General features: G+C 63.4%; 18 protein-coding genes and 1 pseudogene. 9 read left to right on the forward strand and 10 right to left on the reverse strand.

Annotated features, from left to right (window positions below; translation table 11 throughout):
• Positions 1–236 precede the first annotated feature (236 nt).
• Positions 237–3,032, forward strand: coding sequence for a bifunctional [glutamate--ammonia ligase]-adenylyl-L-tyrosine phosphorylase/[glutamate--ammonia-ligase] adenylyltransferase (glnE, locus tag AC5P5X_RS17625; RefSeq protein ID WP_111189096.1), 2,796 nt, complete (start codon positions 237–239; stop codon positions 3,030–3,032).
• 570 nt (positions 3,033–3,602) lie between these two features.
• Here the strand turns inward: glnE and AC5P5X_RS17630 are convergent.
• From AC5P5X_RS17630 to AC5P5X_RS17655, 6 genes are all read right to left on the reverse strand, one after another.
• Positions 3,603–4,163, reverse strand: coding sequence for a queuosine precursor transporter (locus AC5P5X_RS17630; RefSeq protein WP_060380532.1), 561 nt, complete (start codon positions 4,161–4,163; stop codon positions 3,603–3,605).
• A gap of 75 nt (positions 4,164–4,238) precedes the next feature.
• Complete coding sequence (locus AC5P5X_RS17635; RefSeq protein ID WP_012478963.1) at positions 4,239–4,751, reverse strand: hypothetical protein; 513 nt, start codon at positions 4,749–4,751, stop codon at positions 4,239–4,241.
• Between the two features lie 32 nt (positions 4,752–4,783).
• Positions 4,784–5,278, reverse strand: coding sequence for a hypothetical protein (locus AC5P5X_RS17640; RefSeq protein ID WP_111189102.1), 495 nt, complete (start codon positions 5,276–5,278; stop codon positions 4,784–4,786).
• A gap of 19 nt (positions 5,279–5,297) precedes the next feature.
• The gene (locus AC5P5X_RS17645; RefSeq protein ID WP_043035713.1) at positions 5,298–6,149 is read right to left on the reverse strand and encodes a DUF2145 domain-containing protein; all 852 of its coding nucleotides are present in this window, start codon (positions 6,147–6,149) and stop codon (positions 5,298–5,300) included.
• A gap of 48 nt (positions 6,150–6,197) precedes the next feature.
• Positions 6,198–6,428, reverse strand: coding sequence for a hypothetical protein (locus tag AC5P5X_RS17650; RefSeq protein WP_005407834.1), 231 nt, complete (start codon positions 6,426–6,428; stop codon positions 6,198–6,200).
• Positions 6,429–6,581: 153 nt separating this feature from the next.
• A complete protein-coding gene (locus AC5P5X_RS17655; RefSeq protein ID WP_005407835.1) occupies positions 6,582–7,541 on the reverse strand; it encodes a mitochondrial fission ELM1 family protein in 960 nt (319 codons plus the stop codon).
• Positions 7,542–7,667: 126 nt separating this feature from the next.
• Here AC5P5X_RS17655 and AC5P5X_RS17660 point away from each other — a divergent pair, with 126 nt between their 5' ends.
• Positions 7,668–8,258, forward strand: a complete 591-nt coding sequence (locus AC5P5X_RS17660; RefSeq protein ID WP_005407836.1) for a malonic semialdehyde reductase — start codon at positions 7,668–7,670, stop codon at positions 8,256–8,258.
• Between the two features lie 86 nt (positions 8,259–8,344).
• On the forward strand, positions 8,345–9,052 hold the full coding sequence (locus tag AC5P5X_RS17665) for a YceI family protein (protein ID WP_005407837.1): 708 nt from the start codon (positions 8,345–8,347) through the stop codon (positions 9,050–9,052).
• Between the two features lie 199 nt (positions 9,053–9,251).
• Here AC5P5X_RS17665 and AC5P5X_RS17670 read toward each other — a convergent pair whose 3' ends face one another.
• Positions 9,252–9,653, reverse strand: coding sequence for a hypothetical protein (locus tag AC5P5X_RS17670; protein WP_099604730.1), 402 nt, complete (start codon positions 9,651–9,653; stop codon positions 9,252–9,254).
• A gap of 182 nt (positions 9,654–9,835) precedes the next feature.
• On the opposite strand from AC5P5X_RS17670, the gene AC5P5X_RS17675 reads away from it, so the two are divergent.
• Positions 9,836–10,657 (forward strand): hypothetical protein, encoded by an 822-nt coding sequence (locus AC5P5X_RS17675; RefSeq protein WP_111189095.1) that lies wholly within the window; start codon positions 9,836–9,838, stop codon positions 10,655–10,657.
• 242 nt (positions 10,658–10,899) lie between these two features.
• Here AC5P5X_RS17675 and AC5P5X_RS17680 read toward each other — a convergent pair whose 3' ends face one another.
• Both AC5P5X_RS17680 and AC5P5X_RS17685 read right to left on the reverse strand, forming a co-directional pair.
• Positions 10,900–11,697, reverse strand: coding sequence for a siderophore-interacting protein (locus AC5P5X_RS17680; protein WP_111189094.1), 798 nt, complete (start codon positions 11,695–11,697; stop codon positions 10,900–10,902).
• 59 nt (positions 11,698–11,756) lie between these two features.
• A complete protein-coding gene (locus AC5P5X_RS17685; RefSeq protein WP_024957161.1) occupies positions 11,757–12,317 on the reverse strand; it encodes a PadR family transcriptional regulator in 561 nt (186 codons plus the stop codon).
• A gap of 568 nt (positions 12,318–12,885) precedes the next feature.
• Between AC5P5X_RS17685 and aceE the strand changes: the two genes are divergently transcribed.
• The 5 genes and pseudogenes from aceE (at position 12,886) to AC5P5X_RS17710 (ending at position 20,696) form a co-directional block, all read left to right on the forward strand.
• Entirely contained in the window at positions 12,886–15,573 is a 2,688-nt protein-coding gene (gene aceE / locus AC5P5X_RS17690; RefSeq protein WP_012478970.1) for a pyruvate dehydrogenase (acetyl-transferring), homodimeric type, read from the forward strand.
• A gap of 55 nt (positions 15,574–15,628) precedes the next feature.
• Positions 15,629–17,005, forward strand: a complete 1,377-nt coding sequence (locus AC5P5X_RS17695; protein ID WP_111189092.1) for a protein kinase domain-containing protein — start codon at positions 15,629–15,631, stop codon at positions 17,003–17,005.
• A complete protein-coding gene (locus AC5P5X_RS17700; RefSeq protein ID WP_111189091.1) occupies positions 17,002–18,159 on the forward strand; it encodes an ATP-binding domain-containing protein in 1,158 nt (385 codons plus the stop codon). The genes AC5P5X_RS17695 and AC5P5X_RS17700 overlap by 4 nt, the downstream gene beginning before the upstream one ends.
• 2 nt (positions 18,160–18,161) lie before the next feature.
• Complete coding sequence (locus AC5P5X_RS17705) at positions 18,162–19,505, forward strand: hypothetical protein (RefSeq protein ID WP_146256523.1); 1,344 nt, start codon at positions 18,162–18,164, stop codon at positions 19,503–19,505.
• Between the two features lie 81 nt (positions 19,506–19,586).
• Positions 19,587–20,696 (forward strand): annotated as a pseudogene (locus AC5P5X_RS17710) (IS3 family transposase).
• A gap of 92 nt (positions 20,697–20,788) precedes the next feature.
• Here AC5P5X_RS17710 and AC5P5X_RS17715 read toward each other — a convergent pair.
• Positions 20,789–21,583 (reverse strand): HNH endonuclease, encoded by a 795-nt coding sequence (locus AC5P5X_RS17715; RefSeq protein WP_495216015.1) that lies wholly within the window; start codon positions 21,581–21,583, stop codon positions 20,789–20,791.
• Positions 21,584–21,730: the final 147 nt, after the last annotated feature.

The following is a 21,730-nucleotide window of genomic DNA, read 5'->3' on the forward strand; positions in this document are numbered from 1 at the left end:
AGCAGAGCCCGCTGGCAGTTCGCTGCAAGCGGGCTTTTTTATTGCCTGTCGCCCAGTATGAATACGCGGCCTCCATTGTTGGTAATGCCGGCCGCTAACCGGCAGATCCGTTGACTTGGTAGTGCCGGCCGCTGGCCGGCAGATCCGATGATGCTGCCGAAGGTTACCGGGGTTGCCGGCCAGCGGCCGGCACTACCGGGTCCGTTGCGCCCCGGCCGGGTCGATACAATCAGTGCATGACCCTCGCCCCCGCTGATCTGCCCGTCTCCCTGCAGCCTCTTGTCGACCGCGCCCTGGCGCGTCTGGCTCAAGTCCTGCCAGAGCCCATCCCGGCCGACCTGCTGCCGTTGCTGACCCGCCTGGCGGTGACCAGCGACTTCGCGCTGGACACCCTGGTGCGGCAACCGGCGCTGCTGGCGCAGCTGGCCGCGCCCGGCTGCCCGCCGATCCCAGCGCCGGTGCTCGACCCACTGCAGCCCAGCGACTGGCCGGCACAGCTGCGGCGCTGGCGTGCGGCGATGTCCACACGGCTGATCTGGCGCGACCTTGCCGGGCTGGACGACGTGGCGCAGACCCTGGCCGGCGCCACCACCCTGGCCGAAGACTGCCTGCGGCTGGCGCTGGAGGCCCTGCAGCAGGAATTCGCCCAGCGCCATGGCGTCATCGCCGATGACCAAGGCACGCCGCAGCAGCTGGTCGTGTTCGGCCTCGGCAAGCTGGGCGGCGGCGAGCTCAACTTCAGTTCCGATATCGATCTGGTCTACGCCTATCCGCACGGCGGCGAATCCGATGGCCCGCGCGCGCTGGCCGCCGAAGAGTATTTCGCCCGCCTCGGCCAGCGCCTGGCCAAGCTGCTGGACGAAACCACCGTCGATGGCTTCAGCCACCGTGTCGACCTGCGCCTGCGCCCGTTCGGCAGCGCCGGCCGCGTCGCGCTGTCGTTCGCGGCGATGGACCAGTATTTCCAGCGCGAGGGCCGCGACTGGGAACGCTACGCGTGGCTGAAGGCGCGCGCGGTGGCCGGCGACATCGCCGCCGGTGAAGCGTGGCTGCAGACCCTGCGCCCGTTCGTGTACCGCCGCTACCTCGATTTCACCGCGCTCGATGGCCTGCGCGAAATGAAGGCGGCGATCACCGCCGAGGTCGCGCGCCGCGAGTTGCACGAGGACATCAAGCGTGGCGCCGGTGGCATCCGCGAAATCGAATTCCTGTGCCAGGCGTTGCAGCTGATCCGCGGTGGCCGTGAACCGGCACTGCGCGAGCGTCGCCTGCTGGTGGCGCTGGATGCACTGGTCGCCGCCGGACAGATCGCGCCCGAGGATGGCGCCGCACTGCGCGAGGCTTACCTGTTCCTGCGCCGGCTGGAGAACCGCTTGCAGATGCTGCGCGACGCGCAGACCCACGTACTGCCCAGTGACGCGCTGGACCGCGAACGCATCGCCGTCGGCCTCGGCTATGCGGACTGGGACGTGCTGCGCGCGGCGTTGGCCGAACAGCAGCAGCGGGTCAGTACTGAATTCGCCGCGCTGCTGGCGCCGCGCAAGGGCCAGGCCGCGCCCGACGCGCTGGCCAACTACTGGCGCAGCCTGCCCGAAGGCAGCAACGCACCACTGCTGGCCGAAGCCGGCTTCCTCGATGCCAACGGCGCAGACCAGTCACTGCGCGATTTCGCCCAGGGCACCGGCGTGAAGTCCTTGTCCGATGCCGCGCGTGCGCGGCTGGATCGCGTGCTGCCGGCACTGCTGCATGCGGCCACGCGCTCGCCACAACCCGACGCCGCGCTCAAGCGTGTGCTTGGCCTGCTGCAGGCGGTGCTGCGCCGGACCAGCTATCTCGCGCTGCTGGACGAGCAACCCAGCGCGTTGGCGCGGCTGGTCGATGTGCTGGCGCGCAGCGCGCTGCTGGCCGAGCGCCTGGCGGCGTATCCGCTACTGTTGGACGAACTGCTGGACGTACGCGTGTCCGGTCCGATGCCGGATGCCGCCGGCATGCTGGCCGAGTGCCAGCAGGTGCTGGTGGTGGAAGATCCCGAATCCGCGCTGCGCTGGCTCAACGAAACGCGGCTGGCGCTCAGCTTCCGCATGGCGATGGCTACGCTGGACGGGCGCCAAGGCGCGGTGGACAGCACCCGGCAACTGGCCGAGCTGGCGCAGGCGGTGGTGGTCACCGTGCTGGCGATGGCCGAAGCGGACATGCATGCCGCACACGGCGGAATTCCCGGTGGGCGCTTCGCGATCATCGGCTACGGCAGCCTGGGTGGGCTTGAACTGGGCTTCGGTTCCGACCTGGACCTGGTGTTCCTGCACGACAACCCGGCGGGCCTGGACGCCAGCGACGGCGCACGGCCGCTGGAGCCGGGCCGCTGGTATGCGCGCCTGGCGCAGAAGGTGATGGCGCTGCTCGGTGCAGTCACGGCTGCCGGGCGCCTGTACGACATCGACGTGCGCCTGCGCCCGGACGGTGGCAAGGGTTCGCTGGTGTCTTCGCTGGCCAGCTACACCGAATACCAGCGCGAACGCGCGTGGACCTGGGAACACCAGGCGCTGGTGCGCGCGCGTGGCGTGGCCGGCGATGCCAGCCTGCTGGCCGACTTCGAGCAGGTGCGTGCACAAACGCTTGGGCGTGAGCGCGACACGGGTGTGCTGTATGCGGACGTGCTGAAGATGCGCGGCCGCATGCGCACCGAACTGGACCGCAGCGATGCCGCACGACTGGACCTGAAGCAGGGTGCCGGCGGCGTGGTGGACCTGGAGTTCCTGCTGCAGACCGGCGTGCTGGCGCGCAGTGCGCAGCATGCGGTGCTGCTGCAGCCGCGCGATACACCGTCGTTGATCGATGCGTTGGCGGTGGCCGGTTTCTTTCCCGATGCCACCGCGCATGCACTGCATGGGGCACATGCCACGCTGCTGGACGTAGGCCTGGCCTGCACGCTGGACCGGCGCCCGCGGTTGGCGCCGACCACGCCTGCGATTGAAGAGGCGTGTGCCGCGATTACGGCAGCGTGCAGAGCCGCGGAGCTGCCGTTCGCCTGAGCGGGGGCAAATGCTGCAACCACTTTGGGTGGGTGCGGACCGTTGGTCGGCACAATCTGTCGGCAGCGATGAGTTCTGCAGGGCGTGCCGACCCACGGTCGGCACCCACCGAATCAATGGCCCTGCGATGCCCGCTCCTGGCAGGTGCCGACCGTTGGTCGGCACAATCTGTCGGCAGCGATGAGTTCTGCAGGGCGTGCCGACCAACGGTCGGCACCCACCGAATCAATGGCCCTGCGATGCCCGCTCCTGGTATGTGCCGACCGTTGGTCGGCACAATCTGTCGGCAGCGATGAGTTCTGCAGGGGGTGCCGACCAATGGTCGGCACCCACCGGATCAATGGCCCTGCGATGCCCGCTCTGGTAGGTGCCGACCGTTGGTCGGCACAATCTGTCGGCAGCAATGAGTTCTGCAGGGCGTGCCGACCAACGGTCGGCACCCACCGGATCAATGGCCCTGCGATGCCCGCTCCTGGTAGGTGCCGACCGTTGGTCGGCACAATCCGCCAGCGGTAATGAACTCCGATGGAGCGTGCCAACCAAGGTCGGCACCCACCAGAGCATGTGCGGTCAGCTGGTGGCCCGCAGTGGCGCCATCTTCCACAACAACGCGCGGAACGGGGCCAGCAGGCACACGCCGATCGCCAGCTTCACCGCCAGGTCGCCGGCGGCCCAGCTCACCCACGGCAGGGTGGAACCAGCAAACGCGATCGACCAGAAAATGGTGGTATCCACCGTCGCGCTGCAGGTGGTGGCCACCATCGGTGCGCGCCACCAGCTGCCACGACGCAGGCGGTCGAACACGGTGATGTCCAGCAGCTGCGCCACGATGAAGGCCGAGCACGAGGCAATGGCGATGCGCGGCGTGGCCACCCACACCGACAACACCACCGCCACCAGGAAGCCGATCCACGCCACGCGGCGCGCCGGGCCCGGGCCGAAGCGGCGGTTGATCAGGTTGCTGACCAGGAACGCGACTGGATAGCTGAAGGCACCCCAGGTCAGCCAATCGTTGATCGGGTACTGCACCAGTACGTTGGACAGCAGCACCACCGCGCCCATCGCCAGTACCGCCAGCACCAGGGCGCGCGGGGTCAGCGGGGCAAAAAGAGGGGCAGGACGCACGGACATGGCGAGCCAGGGGGACAAAGGGGATCGCCCATTATCCGCCCGGCCCGCGGCAAAGCCAAAACCACTCGTTCAGCTTTACAGCGCTTCGCTCAACACGTCGCCAGCGGCGTAGGCGGTGGGCACGTAAGCCAGTGCCTGGCCCTGCGCGCTTTTCACGGTCCAGCCGGCACCGGCTTCGGTGGGGTCGAAGTGCACCTGCTGGCCGACCACGAAGCCTGCCGCCTGGTCTTGATGCACGCGCGCCGGCCAGCGCAGGGTGGCGGTCTGGTCGGCTTTGTCCGGCACCTGCAGCTGTACCTGGCGCTCGCCCTCCGGCGTGGTCTCCACCTTCTTCACCTCCATCGGCGGCAGCGGCACTGCCTTGGTGCGCGTGGCCCGGCCGTTGCGTTCGCTGGCCTTGAACGGCGCCTTGGACAGTTCGGACAAGCCCATCGAGGCCGCCAGTGGCAACGACAGCACCACGAACGACGTCACGATCACGCTGGCCTCGCTGCTGTTCAACTGCGGCGCGGCGCCAGCATGGACAGTGGGCACCAGCAGCGCCGAGAGCAGCAGGGCGGACGCGGGAATGCGCAGGCAACGGAACATGGAGACCTCCTGGTCAACGTGGGGGCGGCGGCTCAGCGCCGGGTATCGAAAATGTCGCGCGGGCCGGTGGCCTCGGGAAGGTATTCCAGTGGGCGGCCCAGGTTGTCCTTCACCTGCCAGCCCTGGTCGGTGCCGGTCGGCTCGAAGTTCACGGTCTGTCCCACGGTGAACTGCACGGCGGGATCGCCGGGGCGCTTCGGCCACTGCATCGACGCGGTGTTCTGCGGGTTGTTGGCATCACGCAGCAGTACTTCGCGGCGGCCGTCGACGGTGGTGGCGATGGCGCTCACCTGCATCTGCGGCAGCTTCACCGATGCGCCGTGGCCGGGCGGCAGCCCGGCATCCCGGGCTTCCTTGGCAGCGGCGGCGCGCGCGGAAGCCACCAGGGGCGCGGACATTTCCAGGCTCGGCCCCTGCGGACCCGGGTCCTGCAGGATGATGATGCGGCGTTCGGCATGGGCGGTGTTCGCGCCGAGCAGGCCGGCAATGATCACCATCGACATCAGGGAAACAGGCAGCGGACGCATGTCGTTCTCCTCGCGGGATTCAGGGCGTGGCGGCAGCAGCACCGGCCACCGGCACATGGGGGATCACCAGTTCCTGCTGCAGCTGGCTGCGCTGGTGCAGGAAGTCGAACACCGATTCCACCGTCACCACCGAATAGTTGCCGGAAATGCGTTCGCCGGCGGGGTGGTCGGTGGTGGTGGCGTTTGCAATGAACAGGCGTGCACCCACGCGCTTGCCCAGGCCGATATGCAGCACGCTGGGCTGGTACTTCTGCTGGCGCAGCCATTGCTGGGCCTGTTCGCGCTTGACGATGGCCGGTGCGCCATCGGCCTGCGCCATCGCCGCGCCCAGCACCTCCAGTACCCACTGGTTGGAGTTCTGGTAGTCGGTGGCGAACGGGTAGGCGACCACGTTGTACCTGGTCTCGTGCAGCGCCTTGGGCTGGATCGACGGCGACACCAGCATCGCCTTCAATGCAGCACGCAGCGGCGCCGACGGCACGCCGATGCGCAGGTCGGTATGGCCGCCGCTCTCGCCGACGAAGTTGCCCAGGCCCTCGTGGTACAGCTGCGAGCTGTCGGTCTTGCAGCGGTTGAGCAGGTGCATCGCGCGCCAGCGGCCGTCGTCCTCGCGCAGCAGGAAGGCCAGGTGGCTGTGGCGCAGGCCGTATCGGCTGAGGTCCTGGCCACCGCGCGCGGCGACCACCACGTCCACATCGGGCAGCGCATCGAGACGCTCGGCGGTGGTCCAGGCCACGTCCAGCATCGCCGCCTGCGCGGCCACGCTCGGGTAGCGCTCGCGGCATTCGGTGCTGTTGGCCCAGGCCGGTGCAGTCGCCAGCAGGCTGGCGATCAGCAGCGCGGCGCGGGGCAGGCGGGAAAAACGATCCATGTCGATACCTTCAACGGCGGGCAGGCCCGCGCGCCGATCATACGCCGGTCAGCGCAGCGGGCGATCCAGGCCCTTGCGCTGGAGTTCCTTGTCGCAGGCGTCGCTGATCGGGGCCACCGGCAGCGGCGGGCGCTGACCAGTCTTCGGATCGCGCAGCGCCGGCTGTTCGCGGTACGCGTCCAGCTGCTGCTGGCATTGATACGAGATCGGATCCAGCTCGGTGGGCGTGGTGGAGCAGGCGGCGAGCAGGGCCAGGGGCAGCAGGAGCAGGGTGCGCATGAAGACGTTCAGCGTGATGGGGGACGCTGGACTCTAACCGCACAGTCGGATCGAAATGTTCAGAAAACGCTGCGCACCCGGTAGTGCCGGCCGCTGGCCGGCAACGTCAGGATCTTCGGTAGCGCGTAGAGCATTGCCGGCCAGCGGCCGGCACTACCCCAATGCCAGACGCTGTTTCACTTCCGCGGCCACCCGCGCGGTCTCGCGCAGTGGTTCGATGCGGTCGTACTGCCAGTCCAGCCAATGCGCCTGCAGCCGCCCGCGCTCGCGCAGCTGCTGCTGGAAGCGCGCCAGCCGGCCTTGCGCGGTATCGGCCAGCGCCACCATCACCGGCATGCGCGTGGCGCAGGCTTCAGACAGCAGGTTCACCGAATCGGGCGAGACCACCACGCGGTTGGCCCAGCCGAGCAGGCCGCCATAAGGATTCGTACCGTCGCCGCCGTCGCCCCAGATCACATGCGGCAGGTCGGCGAACGTCGCGCGCAGGATCTCGGCCAACGCCGGCGGCGTGCGTCGCGAGGTGGTCGCCAGCAGGCTGCCGCCTTCGCTGCGGATCTGCCCGGCCAGCGCCTGGAACACGCCCACCATCGCCGTTTCATCCCACGGCGCCAGCGGCGTCGGTCCACCGACAAGCAACGCGGTGCGCGGGCCGGGCAAGGTACTGAAGCCGGCGAACGCGGCGCGGCCCCAGGCCAGCCAGTCGTCGTCCACCGGGTTGAGGCTGCCGAGCAGGGTCAGCACGTTGCTGCCACGCAGGGCATCGTGTTCGGGCACCACCACCACATCCCAGTGGCGTGCGCCGATGCGCGGGTCGAGGATCTGCACCACCTGGCTGCCACGTGCCCGCAGGACGCGCAGTGCGCCGGCGGCCTGGCGGCCACAGCCGATCGCCAGCGCCGGGGCCTCGGCAGCCAATGACGCGAAAGCCTCGCCATAGCCGTTCACATCACCCGGCAGGCGCCGCGGCGACAGCCAGCGCCAGGGTGCGCGGGGCTGCAGGACCAGCGGTCGGTGGGTGCCCTGGCGCAGCGCCGAGGCCAGCGCGACCGCCTGGCGGACATTGCCCGCACGGCCGTCAGTGACCGTCCATGGCGCGCTCGATCGTTTCACCATTGGCATTAATTCGTTTCAGCCCTGCTGGGTGTTGCAACAGTCGCGACACTCTACACTGCGGCTCGTCGTTTCGCCCCGCGCCGCCCGCGGGCACTGACTTCCCTTAGCCGCCCTGGAGATCCACCGATGTCCCACGCGCTCGACGCTGCTGCCCTCGACCAGCTGTTCCGTACTGCCCGCACCCAGAACGCCTTCCTCGACAAGCCGGTCCCGGCCAGCCTGCTGCAGGAACTGTACGACCTGGTGAAGTGGGGGCCGACCGCCGCCAACACCACGCCGGCCCGCTTCGTCTTCGTCACCTCGAAGGAAGCCAAGGCCAAGCTGGCCCCGGCCCTGTCCGAAGGCAACCACGACAAGACCATGGCCGCTCCGGTCACCGCCATCATCGGCTTCGACCTGGACTTCCACGAGAAGCTGCCGTACCTGTTCCCGCACACCGATGCCAAGGCCTGGTTCGACGGCCCGCAGGAAGGTCGCCACGAAGCCGCCCTCCGCAACGGCAGCCTGCAGGGCGCCTACCTGATCCTGGCCGCACGCGCGCTGGGCCTGGATGCCGGCCCGATGTCCGGCTTCGACCCGGCCAAGGTCGACGAAGCCTTCTTCGCCGGCACTTCGATCAAGTCGAATTTCCTGGTCAACCTGGGTTACGGTGACCCGGCGGGCCTGTTCCCGCGTCTGCCGCGCCTGTCGTTCGACGAAGCGGCGCGCATCGCGTAAGTCGTTGTATCGGTTTCGGGCCTGCTGTCCCGTGGCAGGCTCTTGCTGCACCGTGTACCCACCCTACGATCCGGAGAGTTCCTCAGATGAGCGCCACCCGTAAACTGCTGCTGCCGCTGGCCCTGACCCTGGCCATCGCCGCCTGCTCCAAGCCGGCCGACACCGCTGCCCCGGCCGCCGATGCCGCCGCCCCGGCCACCACCGAGCAGGCCGCCACCCCGGCCGCCGATGCCGCCGCTGCAGCGCCGGCCGCCGAAGCGATCAAGATCGCCTCGGGCACCTACAAGCTGGACCCGACCCACACCGACGTGCTGGCCCAGTGGAGCCACTTCGGCTTCTCCAACCCGAGCGCGCACTTCGGCAACGTCGAAGGCACCCTGGTGTACAACGCCGAAGACGTGACCAAGTCCACCGTGGAAGTGAAGCTGCCGCTGAGCGGCCTGAACAGCTTCACCGCCAAGTTCGACGAGCACCTGAAGAGCGCCGACTTCTTCGACGCCGCCAAGTTCGCCGATGCCACCTTCAAGAGCACCAAGGTGGAAGCCGCTGGCACCAACAAGCTGACCGTCACCGGTGACCTGACCATCAAGGGCATCACCAAGCCGGTCACCCTGGACGTCACCGTGAACGGCGGCGGCGAGCACCCGATGGCCAAGGTTCCGGCCGCCGGCTTCGATGCCACCACCACCCTGAAGCGTAGCGATTTCGGCGTCGGCGCGTATGCCCCGAACGTCAGCGATGAAGTGAAGATCCGCATCACCACCGAAGCCACCGGCGAAAAGCCGGCGGCTTGATGCACCCCGCTCACTCGTCGTGAGAAGGCAGAAGGCCCGCTGAAAAGCGGGCCTTCTTTTTGGGTGCCGGTAGAGCCGGCCGCTGGCCGGCTGCATGCGGGGTGCCTGATGCTGATGGGGTTGCCGGCCAGCGGCCGGCACTACCCGGTAGACGCCAACCTGCATCTGGTGGGTGCGGACCGTTGGTCCGCACGATCCCTCAGCGCAACGCGCCCAACCATGCCACGCACGCTTCGCTCGGGCTCTGCTTGGCCTTCACTGCCAGCCCGCTCACGCGAACGAAGGTCTGCGCGGCCTGCGCCACCACCTGGCGTGCGATCAGCGCCGCCTGCTTGGTCGCGGCCTGCTGCTTGCGCAGCTGCACGATGTGCACCGACGGGCGGCCCACCGGCGCGTACTTCTGGTCGCGGCGCAGCACGTCGGCCACCTGTGCCACTTCGAATTCGGCCTGCAGGTAACGGTGCTGTGCCGCCACCAGCTCGCGCAGCGGTACGCGCAGTGCAGCGGTGTCGGCAAAGGCGGCCAGGGCCGCATCGCAGGCGGCGTCATCGGCGAAGCGGGTACGCAGCGCATCCACGCTGGCCAGGGTCAGTTTGGCCATGTGGGCCTCGTCGCTGCAGGAAAGAGCGCGATTGTCGCATTGCCGGCTCGGTCGTGCCGGCAATCGGCCGGCAATCGCATGGGAATGTGCGGACCAACGGTCCGCACCCACCGAGGGCAGAGAGCAGCCGAGCGTGGGCAGGCCCCTACAATGGCGCGGCCGCACCCACGGAAGGAAGACCCATGCAGGACGCGCAGTACTGGTTGAACGAATTCTGGTCGGGCCTGAGCGTGCTCGATCTGGTGGGCGGCAGCGTGCTCGGCACGTTGCTTGGCCTGGTGCTGGGCATCCTCGCCTGGCGCGGGCTGCACCGCCGTGGTTGGTTGCAGCGGCGCAAGCGCTGGCATCACTGGCTGCTGGCCAGCTACGTGGTGCTGCTGCCACTGGCCACCGCCTTCTTCGGCCTGCAGCTGGGCTTTACTGCTGGTGCGCACCGCGCGCTGTTCAAGCAGTTGGATCATTTCCAGCCGCACCTGCAGACCCTGGTGGAAGGCTGGAGCGAAGGCTTCACCGACTCGCTGGACGACCCGCGCATACGCGAGGCTTTGCGCAGCCAGGGCACGGTGGGTGATGTCGCCGACACCATTGCCTCGGCCTATCTCAGCGAACATCCGTTGCCCGGCCTGGATCGTCTTGGCAACGGCCCGTTGTCACGCGGCACCGGTTGGGTGATCGGCAAGGTGCGCGAAGGCCTGCTGCGCGGCATGGTGGAAGACACGCTGGTGGACAAGGCCGGCACGATTGGCCTGGAGCCCAAGGTGGTGCGTGAGGCGCTGACCATGCATGTGGATGAGCTGCTGCACACCCGTGGTGTGCTGCGGCTGGTGAAGGCGCAGATCAACGGCATGATGCCCGGCGTGTACTTCGGGCTGTTGCTGCCGCTGCTGGTCATCGCGCTGCTGGTGGCGCTGGAGATCTGGGCCGCGCAGCGGTTCGGGTGGGCGCAGCAGGTGGTAGTGCCGGCCGCTGGCCGGCAATTGCAAGTTCCTGCAGAAGGTTCATGAGGTTGCCGGCCAGCGGCCGGCACTACCTGTTGCAGGGCGTGCGGATGCTGGCGCTGGAGATCTGGGCCGCGCAGCGGTTCGGGTGGGCGCGCCGGGTGGTAGTGCCGGCCGCTGGCCGGCAATTGCGGTTTCCTGCCGAAGGTTCATGAGGTTGCCGGCCAGCGGCCGGCACTACCTGTCGGAGGGCGTGCGGACCAACGGTCCGCACCTACCAAGCAGGGTCCGCACCCACCGTCTTTGGATCAATCGCCGTCGGTTTCGTCGGGGTGCGCCTTCCAGTAGCCGGTCGAGCGGATCCAGTCGCGCGGCACGCCCAAGTGGCCTTCGATGAACTTGCGCATCATCCGTGCGCGGCGCGATTCGGTGGCGATCCAGTAGAAGACATCGCCTTCCGGGGCCTCGAAGTCGGTCAGCATGTCTTCCAGCAGCGTGCTGGTGGCCGCCGGGAAGCCATTGCGCTCCAGCCAGTGGATGCGCACGTTCTCGTACTGCGGCAGGTCCTGGCGTTCGGCCTCATCGCTCACTTCAATGAAGGCCTGCACCTCGGCACCGTCCGGCAGCACGTCCAGCCAGCGGGCGATGGCCGGCAGCGCGGTTTCATCGCCGATCAGCACATAGGCATCGTAACTGTCGGCCACCACGAACGAGCCGCGCGGGCCGCCGATCACCAGCACGTCGCCCGGCTGCGCGCGCTCGGCCCACGGCCCGGCAATGCCCTGGTCGTGCAGTACGAAGTCGATGGCCAGCTCGCCGGTCTCGTGGTCCCACCAGCGCGGCGTGTAGTCGCGGGCCGGCGAGGGCTCCTTGCCGGCCGGATAGCTGCGGCCTTCGGCAGTGACCACCGGCAGCACCATCTCGCCGCTGGCATTGGGGAAGAACAGCTTGATGTGGTCGTCAGCGCCGGGCGAATCGAAACCGGCCAGCTCGGCGCCACCCAGCACGATGCGGCGCATGTGCGGGGTGACCTCTTCGGTGCGCAGCACGGTCAGTTCACGGAAGCGCACATCCAGGCGCAGGCGCGTGTTGTTGTGTTCGGTCATGGGGTTACCTGTAAAGGTGTCGCGCAGTGCTGCGCGGCGTAGGGGAGACCTGGCTGGAGTCAGTCTGGCTGGGTCGTTGAAATGGGTGGGCTCTCGCTACCGGCCGTACCGTTGAGCAGGGCAGACGCCCGCGTCAGCAGCGCCGCTACTTCTTCCGCTTCGCCCTCGGCCCAACGGCCGTGGTGGTGCACCAGCGCCCGCTTGAACTCGCGCAGGGCACCGGCCAGCGGCGGCGGCAGCGAGGCCTTGGTGATCTCGCGGGCACGGTCGAAGGCACGCCGCTGCGCCAGGCGCACCTGGGTGCGCTGCACCTTCAGCTCGAACTCGCCGGCGGCGGTGATGCGGAAGATCCGCTTGCCGTCCACTTCCTCGGCCTCGATCCAGCCGGCCTGCTCGAAGCTGGCCAGCAGCGGGTACATGGTGCCGGCGCTGGGCGTGTAGGCCTGCATGAACTGGTTGCTGATCAGCTGCATCAGCTCATAGCCATGGCGGGGTTGTTCGCCGATCAGGGCCAGCACCAGCAGGCGCAGGTCGCCGCGGCTGAGCACCCGCGGCTGGCCGTTGCGGCGCGGCACTTCCGGATTGGTGGAACGGGCTCTGGGAGAAGCGGTGCGGCTCATTTCGATATATCGGTAAACGAGTGTGCAAACGATATATCGATATATCGAAGCCGGCAATCACCGATCCGGCCACAAGCGGGTCAGTTTTGGGCCACGGCCAGCCCCGCGCACGGCAAAAGGGGCGCCCCTTGCGAGGCGCCCCGGGCAACACTGTGGAAGGGAGCGAGGCAGGGCCAGACGGCGGACCGAAGCGGGCGAGGCCAACACTCGAGGCCTACCCTGAGGGCAGGTTGGGGGCCAATCCAGAGGCAGGTGCGACACGTTGTCGCCGGTTCAGCGCCGGCACGCGCAGCCGATACCGGTGGGTGTGGCGCTGCCCTACAACCGTCATCGGCAGCGGTAACACTGCGTCCTGCACATGGGCGCAGCGGCCCGCAAGCGACAGCCCGCGCAGCCACCAAGGCCCGCCGCAGGGCCTTCAGCGGGCCCGGCAAGCCCCTTGCGGACACTGGCCGGTTGCATCCATACGCCTGCGTAGCCAAGTGACGAAAGCCCTTGGTGCGCTACACTTTGCGGTCTAGAAATCTATACAACAGTCGCGCGCGTGCGTGCGGTTATGGGAGCGCTAATGAACTGGTTGAACGAGGTGCTGAACAACGACCCGAATCCTGTGGAAACCCAGGAGTGGATCGAGTCGTTGAAGGCCGTTATTGATGTCGAGGGCTCCGAGCGCGCGCATCAGCTGCTGGAAGGCATGGTGGAACTGACCCGTCGTTCGGGCGCCTACCTGCCGTTCTCTCCCACCACCGAATACGTCAACACCATCGAACCGCAGTTCGAAGCCAAGAGCCCGGGCAACGCCGAGCTGGAATGGCGCATCCGTTCGATCATCCGCTGGAACGCGATGGCCACCGTGGTCCGCGCCAACCGCAAGCCGGGTGACCTGGGCGGCCACATCGCCTCGTTCGCCTCTGGCGCCACCCTGTACGACGTGGGCTTCAACCACTTCTGGCGCGCCCCGAGCGAAAACCACCCGGGCGACCTGCTGTTCATCCAGGGCCACAGCGCCCCGGGCATCTACGCGCGTTCCTTCCTGGAAGGCCGCATCAGCGAAGAGCAGCTGGACAAGTTCCGCATGGAAGTGGACGGCGGTGGCCTGTCGTCGTACCCGCACCCGTGGCTGATGCCGGACTACTGGCAGACCCCGACCGTGTCGATGGGCCTGGGCCCGCTGGCTGCCATCTACCAGGCGCAGTTCATGCGTTACCTGGAAAACCGTGGCCTGATCGAGAAGTCCGACCGCAAGGTGTGGTGCTTCATCGGCGACGGCGAGAGCGACGAGCCGGAAACCCTGGGTGCCATCGCCCTGGCCGGCCGTGAAGGCCTGGACAACCTGATCTTCGTGGTGAACTGCAACCTGCAGCGCCTGGACGGTCCGGTGCGCGGCAACGGCAAGATCATCCAGGAACTGGAAGGCGTGTTCCGTGGCGGCGGCTGGAACGTGATCAAGCTGCTGTGGGGCGGTTACTGGGATGCCCTGCTGGCCAAGGACACCAATGGCGTCCTGAAGAAGCTGATGATGGAAACCGTCGACGGCGAATACCAGAACTGCAAGGCCTTCGGCGGCGCGTACACCCGCGAGCATTTCTTCGGCAAGTACCCGGAAACCGCTGCGATGGTGGCCGGCCTGAGCGACGACGACATCTGGCGCCTGAACCGTGGTGGCCACGACCCGCACAAGGTGTACGCCGCCTACCACCAAGCCGTGAACACCAAGGGCATGCCGACCGTCATCCTGGCCAAGACCGTGAAGGGTTACGGCATGGGCAGCGCCGGTGAGGCACTGAACCCGACCCACCAGACCAAGAAGCTGGACGACGAAGCGGTGCGCCACTTCCGCGACCGCTTCAACATTCCGGTGACCGACGCGCAGCTGGCCGACGGCCAGGTGCCGTTCTACCACCCGGGCCCGGATTCGCCGGAAGTGCAGTACCTGCAGGAACGCCGTGCCGCGCTGGGCGGTTACCTGCCGCAGCGCCGCCGCAAGGCCGACAAGACCTTCGTGGCGCCGAAGCTGGAAGCCTACGAGCGCCTGCTGAAGAGCAGCGGCGAGCGCAGCTACTCCACCACCATGGCCTTCGTGCAGAGCCTGAACATCACCCTGCGCGACAAGGAACTGGGCCCGCACATCGTGCCGATCGTGGCCGACGAAGCCCGTACCTTCGGTATGGAAGGCCTGTTCCGCCAGATCGGCATCTACGCGCCGTTCGGCCAGAAGTACAAGCCGGTCGACGCCGACCAGCTGATGTTCTACCGCGAAGACCAGAGCGGCCAGGTGCTGCAGCAGGGCATCAGCGAGCCGGGTGCGATCAGCTCGTGGATGGCCGCCGGTACCAGCTACTCGGTCAGCAACGTGCCGATGCTGCCGTTCTACATCTACTACTCGATGTTCGGCTTCCAGCGCGTGGGCGACATCGCCTGGCAGGCCGCCGACATGCGTACCCGCGGCTTCCTGCTGGGTGGCACCGCCGGCCGCACCACGCTGAACGGTGAAGGCCTGCAGCACGAAGATGGCTTCAGCCATCTGGTGGCCGGTGGCATCCCGAACGTGCGCAGCTACGACCCGACCTTCGGCTTCGAAGTGACGGTGATCCTGCAGCACGGTACCAAGCGCATGATGGAAGACCAGGTGGACGAGTATTACTACGTCACCCTGATGAACGAGAACTACACCCACCCGGAAATGCCGGAAGGCGCGGCCGAAGGCATCGTCAAGGGCATGTACCTGCTGACCGACGCCGGCAAGCCGAAGAAGGGCGAGCTGCGCGTGCAGCTGCTGGGCTCGGGCACCATCCTGCGCGAAGCCATTGCCGCGGCCGAGCTGCTGGACAAGGACTTCGGCGTGACCGCCGACATCTGGAGCTGCCCGAGCTTCAACGAACTGCGTCGCGATGGTTTCGACGTGGAACGTGCCAACCGCCTGCATCCGGAAGGTGAGCAGCGCAAGGCCTACGTGACCGAGCTGCTGGAAGGCCGCCAGGGCCCGGCGATTGCTGCTACCGACTACGTGCGTGCGTATGCGGACCAGATCCGCGCGTTCGTGCCGATGTCGTATACGGTGCTGGGTACGGATGGCTTCGGCCGTTCGGATACGCGTGCGAACCTGCGCCGGTTCTTTGAGGTGGATCGGTACTACATCGCGCATGCCGCGATTGCGGCGCTGGCGAAGGAAGGGAAGATGACCGCGAAGGATGTGGCCCGGGCGATCAAGCAGTACAAGATTGATCCGGAGAAGGCTAATCCTGTTGGGGTTTGATTATTAGTTCACAGAGGCGGCCACTGGCCGCCTCTTTACTTTATGAGAGAGTGCCATGGACGGAGCGCAAGCCCAAATTCTTCAGCAAGAACTAATGGGAGCAACTCTTGATGGGTGGACCATCACAGGAGGCCTAGGCCATGGAAAGTCCGCGGTTGTTATGGTGGGTGAGAAAGAAGGCACAAGTGCAGCAATCAAGGTGTTCCATCCAGAGCTGGTGGAGAGATTTGGTCGCGATGCTCAACTAGAGCGAATCAGGCGCGAAGCCAGTCTCGTGGGTGCAACCCACCCACATGTTGTCACTATCCTCGGTGGCGGGGAAGCGGATAGTGGATGGCTCTACGTGGCAATGGAAAAGCTGCCATGGAAAAACCTGAAGCAAGCGTTGCCGCAGATACCGACAGACGCAGTGCCGGCGTTGATTTCGCAGCTTTCGTCTGCAGCGAGATTTCTTGAGGATAATGGGCTTGCGCACCGTGACATCAAACCTGAGAACATTGCGATAAATGAAGACTTCTCAACACTGAAGCTTCTTGATCTCGGTGTGATACGCCCATTTGGTGCGGCTGGTCTGACTGATGTCGACTCTCGCAGTTTCATCGGCACTCTCCGATACAGCTCGCCAGAGTTTCTTCGTAGAGAAGAGGTTGACTCGATTGATGGATGGCGGGCTTTAACGTTCTATCAAATCGGAGCCGTACTCCATGACTTGCTCATGCGAAAAGAGCTCTTCGAAGAATATTCGGAACCGTATGCAATTCTGGTAGAAGCTGTTCATCAGAGAAATCCAAATGTGGCTGGTGAAGATCTGAGGCTTGTGAGGCTGTGCAAGAACTGCCTTCTGAAAGATCCGCTCGCGAGATTGGAGCTAATTAGCTGGGATTCATTCGATGTTGAGCCGTCTGCGAGCGATGAAAGATCTAAGCTTTTTCATCAAATTCGAAATCGTCAGGGCTACTACTCCCATCAATCCGCAGAAGTCTCAGGTCTCCCACTGAATGGAGAAGAGCAGCGAATTCATCGCGAGGAGATTCGTAGGGCTAGCTCAAGTCTAAGCTTTAAGGTGGGAAAGCTAATTACTACGCTCAAATGCTTTCCTCTCCACTCTCTAAGTGCAAACGTGGACCTTCGGAAAGACGAGGCGACGTGTGGCGTGTCATTCCTAAAGGATGACACACTGGGTCTAACTGCATCCATCGAAATGGTCTTCATCTTGGCCTGCGTTGCACGGAACGCAGGTGCTCTCGTCTTTCAGCTTAGTGCCCATGCTGACGTTGCTGGTCACCCGCTGGCCGAGAAGTCTGTGCTTTGCGCTGGGACTATCGAAGAAGTACTGCCAGATCGAGAGCTCGAGGGGTGGATGTTATCCATGCTGGCCAAGGCGTACGACTACATAGAAGATTGCAATTTCTCTGCGGGGGAGAGGGAATGACCGCTACATGGTGGAAGGATGATGGTGATCTGGTTAAAGAACAATTGGATATTCTAGATGTTCCATTGGATAAGAATCTTTTGATAAAAGGTCCGCCGGGTTGTGGGAAAACCAATCTGCTTCTACTTAGAGCAAATCATCTGTACATTGCTGATCGTCCCAACATCAATGTAGTGGTCTTTGGCTCTGTTCTGCGTCAGTTTATTCAGCTCGGTGGTGAGGTCTACAAGTTTCCTTCTTCAAAAATAATAACGCATAGCCGGCTATTTCTTGACATCATCCGTGAATTTGACATGGAGTTTAATGAAGCCGGAATGGGTCTGACGGAGATTCGAGATCGGAGAGTGGAAATCATTGAGGGGCTTATTAATGCGGGCAAGGTTGGGGTTGTTAGCCAAGCATTGCTTCTGGATGAATCTCAGGATTATACGCCGCGGGAGGTTTCGCTAATCTCAAAATTGGCTGAAAACATAACCGCTGCTTGTGACTCTAAGCAGAAAATTTATGAGGGCGATGATAGTCAGCCGGCGCTGGAATCTGTCGTGGATGAAGTCCGTGAGCTAACGTTTAATTTTAGAAATGGAAAGAAGATATGCCGCGTTGCTGATGCCCTGATGGCAGGTAAGCCTGGATATATTCCGCTTTTTAATACAAGTCACTACGATGAGGCTGAGTATCCATCGTCTGTTTCGTATAAGAGTGGTCTATCAATTGAAGCCCAGGTTGAGCTGGTAATAGAGCAAGTTGGATTGCAGCGGGTTGCTTACCCGGATGAAGTAATTGGGGTTCTATGTCCGAAAGTTGACGATGTCAATTCCGTCACGGCGCTTCTAATGAAATCCGAGCTTGTGGATGAAGTGACTAGGTGTGGATCTCAAGATTTTGATTCTAAGAAAAAGATATGGGTAGGAACGATATCATCAGCCAAGGGGCTTGAGTTCAGAGCGCTTCATCTGGTCGGTCTTGATCAGTTGGCGGCCGTTGGGAGGGGGGCGCAAAAGCGGCTAGCCTTTACGGCCGTCACGCGTGCCAAGACAGCCTTGTCGCTCTACTGGGACGCACATGTTCCTGGGTATCTAGAGGCTGCAGTAAGGACGGTAGTGCCGACCGGTAAGCCGGTATCCAGAAAGATGCTGTTCGGAAAAGGAGGATGATAATGTGGTATGCGAAGCTTAATCGAAGAGAGATAATGGATGTGCTCGTCACTGGCTGGCGTCCAGAGCTTTCCAGGATGGAAGAGGGTGGACAGCTTTCTTTCTTAGACGGCGCCGGTTTCTTGGCAGTCTGGCATGACAGTTCTTCAACCAGTGTTGACTCGCTTCCGTGTCTAATCGCATCCAATGAGAGCTCGATTGCTCCGCTGCTCGCAGCTTTGCTGTCAGCTCCGCAGCTTCCGTTTCCTATAACTTCACTTTCGAGGCTGGTAACGAATAAGCAGCTTTCCGCGATGGCTGAAATGCGTGGGTCTGATACCCGCTCAAGCTTGCTAAACGGCCTGGCTTGCCTGGCAATAGCAGAGGCAACGATTTACGCCGGGCAGGACGCTCAATCGGAAAATATAGGCGTTTCGGTATGCAGTCGCACCATCTCTCACGCATTTGGGAAGGCGATTCAGATCGTTCCTGAGGACGAAATTCAGGAATTCTTGAGAAGGTGGATGGAGGTTCAGGCAATTACCGGCGCTCCGCTTCTGGCTGGGGCTGGGACTTCTGAGACTCTTTCCAGAATATTTGATGTTTGCATTTCCGTTGACCTGGGAAAGGACAATGGAGACACCCTTGCTGATTTGGTCAGTGATGCGGTTAAGTATGGGGAGCCGAGTGACGCAAATTGGAGGAGGATTACCGGAGCTGTCTTAGAGGGGTCGCTGCAGGACTTTTCAAACGGCACCCGCGAAGAGAGGGGGACTGGCTTTCAATCAATCCTTGAGAAAGTCAGAACGTCGAAGGATCCGCCCCAAGAGCTTCTGGCTGCTTGCGCATTAGTTGCGACCCGAATTTCGCCCGGAACTATGGATCACCTCAATCTTCTACTGAGAAACTCTAATCCCAGCGTAGTGCTTTGGTACGCCTTCTTTGCAGGAATTCAGCGGTTCGGTTCTGCTTTGAGACAGCGCCAGGGTCGAGGTCTCAGAATCCTAAGGGACATGAGACTGTCCAGTGATCTGTTCTCAGAGCCGAGAGCCGATATCGCTTATGACGAGTTTATTCTCGCCAATAAGCTTGAGATTGATTCCGTATCGAAGCGCATGACTCACTCAAATGAAATTGTCATTGAGCTGTATCCGCATGTCGATGTGAGCTTCCGCTACGGAAGGCGTAGTGATCGAGGGGCGGTATCAGTACCTCAAGATTCCGAGGTGGCTAAGCAGGAGCTGGCAAATGAGATTCTTTCTGCAGCAAAATCACTAGAGCTGCTTGCGGGTCGGGTTTTGGCGCCGCGGAACGTTGATTCGCCGACGCCGAGAGCAAGAGGTGGACGCCAGAAACGACTGCTGTAATAGCTCTGGTGACTCGGCGTCGTCAGACTTTGAGTAGTAGGCTGATTTGGAGTCCAATCCCCAGCTATACGGAGATTGGATATGAAGAAGCGAATTTCCGAACAGATCATTGGCTTCCTGGATGAGATGGAGACTGGCTCGGCGGTGAAAGACTATTGCCGAAGGAGCGGGTTTAATGAGGCGTCCTACTAATTGTGGTGCAGAAAATTTGGCGGGATGGGCGTGCCGGTGGCCAAGCGGCTCGAGGAGCTGAAGACTGAGAATACGCGGCTGAAGAAGCGGCTGTGCGAGCACTGGCTGGAGAACGACGTCATCTACGACGCCCTTCGAAAAAAGTGGTGACTGCACCTGCGCGCAGGGCGCTGGTGCGGCGTTTGGAGGAGCGCGTGCCCACCGAGTGCCGGCGCTAATCGTGGTACGGATGAACGCCAGTGCATTGCGCTATGTCCCCCGTCCTGATCGCAATATCGAACTGCCCGAGCGAATCCAGGCGCTGGCACAACGATACAAGCGCTACGGCGTAGGAATGATCTCCCTGAAGCTGCAGCAGGAACAGTGACCAGTGAACTACAAGCGGGTCGAACGCCTTTACCGGGAGGGCAGGTTGCAGGTGCGTTGGCGCAAGCGGGAGACGATGCTGCACGGTGAACACCAACCGTTGTTTCGGGCGGAGGCAGCGAACGTGGTGGAGTCGATGGACTTCCTGTTCGTTCGAGCTGCCAAAGGAAGTGTGCTCAAGGCGCTGGCCATCGTCGACGATGCCACCACGAGGCGGAGGCGTTCGCAGTGGAGCGGACCATCACTGGCCGCGGCATGGTACGAGTGCTGGATAGGCTGGTGCTGACCCGAGGCCCACCGTAGGTGATTCGGACCGATTAGATCGACAACGGCAAGAAATTCCGCCCCAAGACGATGGCTGCATGGACCTACGAGCGAGGTGTCCTGCTGCGCCTGATCCGGTCAGGCAAGCCCAATCGGAACAACTACATTGAGAGCTTCAACGGCCGCCCTCCGGACGAATGCCTCAACCAACATCGGTTCCCGACGTTGCTACACTCCCACACCGAGATCGAAACATGGCGGCGCGAATACAAGGAGGAGCGACCGAAGAAGATTCTGGGTGGCCTGACGCCGGCCGCGTATGCCCAACAGCTAGCAGCAAAAGCCGCTACGATGGAACCTGAGCCTTAATGAGCGCCGCTACTGAAAGCGGGGGCTTCGCGTCTTTCGGATAATGCAACACTTGAGCGAGAGATCAGCGAGAATTCCAGGAGGCTCTGGCGTCAATGCTCTGGCGGATTTGATTGAGAATGGCGCCTATCAAAAACGACGTCTCGGTGGAATTCTAAGAAACCAAGCTGCTTCTGAGAGAAGACTCCATATCGAAGTGATGCATTCAGGTTCAGGCCGAGCCGAACTTGTACGTCAGACGATAGGTCGCTCGAGACTAGCAGACGACCGCTAGACAAAAAGCTAATCCAACCGCGATCAAACAGCAGGTCCGCATGGGGAGCTAGCAGAAGACCGTTCTCCCCATCAACGCGTTCGTCGTGATTACTGTCCGCCCATGGCTTAATATGGCTCGCGCGAAGGAATCTCAGGTCCTCAATGCCGGTCAGTCGGCAACCCTTTTCAACGCCGATCAGACGCTCACGGAACAGGCGTTGCTTCGTCCGCACTTCGGTTTCGCGTCTTGTGGTCGTCGCGCCGACGTCATCGATAGCTGCATCGATCTCGGTTTGGTCCGTATCGCTCGCCGCGAGCCCAAGTGAGGCATCCAGTGATCTCAAGCGGAAAACGATCGCAGATCTACGTTGCCCCCTTCCATCTGGCATGCCAGGTTGAACGTAGGAGGACTGGCACATGAACCTACCAAGGTATCGGTAGGGCCGCCCCTTGCCCATCATCTGGAACACTACGAGCGTCTTGCCATCCTTCACGTGCTCACCAATCGCTCGGTTGCCCGCCACATACTTCATGTCTCCGACTTGGCCCTCGCCGAAGTAATGAAAGACTTCGTCGTCGTCCCAAAAGTCATGGTAGCCATGAGACACGCCGGCCTCGCCAGTGAACGCGATGACTAGCTGTGATCTCTCTGTACGTTGTTCATCCGGGACATCTTTGGAAAATGGTGGTTACCACACCTCTCCAGACCCCAAAGAGCCCGGATGAACCACCATAAAAATGCCCGTTTGACCGTCCATAGTCGAGCACTTCTTATTCGC

This window comes from Stenotrophomonas sp. YJH_SMC_91, assembly GCF_059368495.1.